At 72.7% G+C, this 2,880-nt stretch carries 4 protein-coding genes; 1 reads left to right on the top strand and 3 read right to left on the bottom strand.

Going from position 1 to position 2,880, the window contains the following annotated elements; genetic code table 11:
- Window positions 1-797 (bottom strand): sensor histidine kinase (locus ABT300_RS42845; protein WP_351688252.1); only part of this gene is annotated, 797 nt, incomplete at its 3' end.
- 72 nt (window positions 798-869) lie between these two features.
- On the opposite strand from ABT300_RS42845, the gene ABT300_RS42840 reads away from it, so the two are divergent.
- The gene (locus tag ABT300_RS42840; RefSeq protein WP_351688249.1) at window positions 870-1,094 is read left to right on the top strand and encodes a hypothetical protein; all 225 of its coding nucleotides are present in this window, start codon (window positions 870-872) and stop codon (window positions 1,092-1,094) included.
- A gap of 84 nt (window positions 1,095-1,178) precedes the next feature.
- Here the strand turns inward: ABT300_RS42840 and ABT300_RS42835 are convergent, their stop codons facing one another.
- Together ABT300_RS42835 and ABT300_RS42830 are read right to left on the bottom strand one after the other, a co-directional pair.
- Entirely contained in the window at window positions 1,179-2,075 is an 897-nt protein-coding gene (locus tag ABT300_RS42835; protein ID WP_351688246.1) for a DUF1444 domain-containing protein, read from the bottom strand.
- A gap of 116 nt (window positions 2,076-2,191) precedes the next feature.
- Window positions 2,192-2,880 (bottom strand): ArsR/SmtB family transcription factor (locus ABT300_RS42830; protein ID WP_351688243.1); only part of this gene is annotated, 689 nt, incomplete at its 5' end.

The following is a 2,880-nucleotide window of genomic DNA, read 5'->3' as shown; positions in this document are numbered from 1 at the left end:
GCCAGCCGTTCGACGTCCGCGAGGCCGGACGGGGGCGCGAGCGGTGACTGCTGCGAGGCCGACGCGCCCAGGTCGGCCTGACGCAGCGACACCAGGGTGCGCCTGAGGCCCGACAGCGTCTCCCTGCTGGTGGCCTCGATGACGCTCAGAGCCTCGCGCGCCTGCGCCGGCTGAGTGCTGACGACCCGGCTGCCGACGCCCGCCTGAATGGCGATGACCCCCATGCTGTGCGCCACCATGTCGTGCAACTCCCGTGCGATCCGCAGACGTTCCGCGGTCACCGCCTCGGCCACCTCCTGCGAACGCAGCTCCGCCGCGTGCTCGTGCCGCTCGCGGTTGAGCAGGCCCGCCATGCAGGACGCGGCCGTCGCCAGCAGGGCGATCACCAGGTTGACGGCCAGGCCGTCCCCGTGCGTGAAGCAGCCGATCACCAGGAGCTGCACGAGGACGGACGCGATCACGGCGACCGTCGCGGGCCGCCGTGGACGAGTGGCGACCACGTAACCCAGCACGAGGTGGACCGCCACAAAGGCGAGGAACCGTCCCTGATAAGCCGCCGGCAGGTCGTCGCCGACGGGGCTCGGAGGACCCACCACCACAGCGGTGGATCCGATCAGCGTCATGGCCAGGGTGGAGAGCGCCGCGCGGCGGACCACGCCGACGAGCAGGCTCGCGGCCAGCAGCGCTCCCGCTCCATGGTCCGTGCCCGAGGCCCGCGGCACGGCCCCGACCAGCAGAGCCGCCGCGAGGAGGTACAGGGCGCCGCCCGCCCAGGCCACGCCTGTCGTTCTGGTCATCGGCGGCCCCCCCTCCCGGGGACGGCGCCGCGGTGTGCGGCGCGCACGAGCGGTGAAGTGATCGTCTTCGTGATGTTGATGCTGCCCACCATGTTCTCGGAGAGCAGCCGCCCGTCGGCGGACCTCAGACACGCCCTGGTGGCGTCCGCCTGGAAGCGCCTGGTCCAGAACTGGGGTCCGGAGCCCGACTCCCTCGGCCATACCGCCACGGTCACCGGCTCCTGGGCCGTCTACGCACTCTGGCCTTTGGTCACCGTCGGGCTCGCTCTGCTCGTCGTCCGGCGTCGCGATGTGTGAACAGGTGTGGGGCGCATGCGCCTCGCGCCTCGCGCCTCGCGCCTACAGGGTTCCGCGCCCGCAGGGCCCCGCGCCCGGGCCCGGCTAGCCGCGTGAGAACCGTGCCGTCAGCGCGATTCCCTCCTCGGTGAGCCTGACGTGTTCACCCGCGTCGTCCGATGTGGCGACCTCGGTGAACTCGCCTTCGTGCCACCGGAACACCGAGGGGCTGAGCGCGCCCGGTGACGCCTCGTGGCCGACGGCGGCGAACCGGGCCATGAGGTTCAGTGAGGGCGCCACGTCGCCGTCACGTACGACGTGGTAGGCGAGTTGGTGGCGGTGCGGAAGCGCGACGAGGATCCCGTCCGGCGTCGGTGCGTCCTTGCTGTGCCGGCGTACGACCTCGTCCAGGACCAGGGCGAGGCTCGCGACGAAGTAGGAGCCGCCCATCAGCACGTCGAAGCGGGCCCCGCTCTCGTGCCTGACCCTCTCGTGTCTGTCGAGGCGGACGGCGCGCAGGTTCCGCAACGCGCGTTCGCGCAGGGCCGTGGGGTCGCCCAGGCCGGCGAGGTCCTCCGCCGTCAGCATGGCGACGGTCTCCGGGAGGTCGAGCGCCAGCACCTCCAGCAGGCCCGGAACCGACGGGGGACCGTAGCCGAACGCCTTGAGCAGCCGGGGGCCGCCGGGAATGAACCGGGGGTGGAGCCGGGCCAGCACCTGTTCGTGCGGCAGCGCCTTGAGTGCCTGCGGTCCGTCCAGCGCACGGACGACCCGGTCGACGTGGGTGTCCACGAGGGCGGGCCAGCGTCGGGGTCCCCGGCTGTCGTGGTGGCAGACGGCGGCGAGGTTCGTGAGGCCGAACTGCCAGCCCGTGCCCGTGGTCACGCGCCCCGGCTCGACGGTCACCTCGATGCCGCGCTCCGCGAAGGCGTCACGGACCAGCACCCGCAACCGGGCGGCCTCCGTCTCTGACAGCTGGGGGAACTCCCGATCGCGCGGCACGTCCGCTCCGTCACGACGCCGGCCACGCCCGAACACGCTCACAAGGACTCCCCTCTCACCGAGGACGCGGATCATAATCGCGGCCGGTAAGAGTGCCTTCTCATGATGTCCGCCGGTCAGCGCAGCACGGCCGCCAGCAGGTCGGTTCCCAGGGTCGTCAGATCGGGCACGTTGAGCGCGTGACGGACGTAGCGTCCGTGCCGGCGGGCGGTGAGCAGGCCCGCCCGACGCAGCACGGCGAGGTGACGGGACACCTCCGGGGGCGTCAGCTCCCAGGCGTGGGCGAGCTCGCCGGTGGTGTGCGGGCCACGGGCCAGGGTGCGCAGCAGCCGCAGCCGCACCGGGTGCGCGAGTGCCTCCAGCCGCAGGCCGACCGCCTCCAGCGACACCGGATCGGAGGGGCCCGGTTCGGCCACGGGGTACTGCACCACCGGATGCCACCCGGGCGCGTGCACCACCACCAGGTGCGGACTTCCGAAGACGCTGGGGATGAAGACGACCTCGCCGTCGTGTGCGGCGGTGGTCTTGTCCTGGAGCTTGTCGACGACGATGCAGTCGCCGTCCGGCGCCAGCGCGACGGCTCCGGACACGGAGGCGAGTGCCGCCCCGAGGCCCTGGCGCTTCAGCAGCTCGTTCTTCAGGCGGAGGTCCGCGGTGAGCCGCCCGGCGACGCTCGTCCAGGCGGCGTCGAAGAAGGCCTCGGCGCACTGTTCGAGGGTCCGGCGCACCCATGTCCGCACACCGGCATCGAGCTGGTGCGCCGCGGCGGCACGCTCTCCCTGGTCGGCGTGTACGGCGGCATGGC

This window comes from Streptomyces sp. NPDC001027 (assembly GCF_040299045.1).
GTDB lineage: Bacteria > Actinomycetota > Actinomycetes > Streptomycetales > Streptomycetaceae > Streptomyces.
The sequence above is the reverse complement of the archived record's forward strand: the minus strand, read 5'-3'. Positions and strand labels throughout refer to the sequence as shown.

Excerpts from the sequence above, each read along its gene's own strand:
- ABT300_RS42840 (WP_351688249.1), top strand. The coding sequence starts at position 870 with ATGTTGATGCTGCCCACCATGTTCTCGGAGAGCAGCCGCCCGTCGGCG.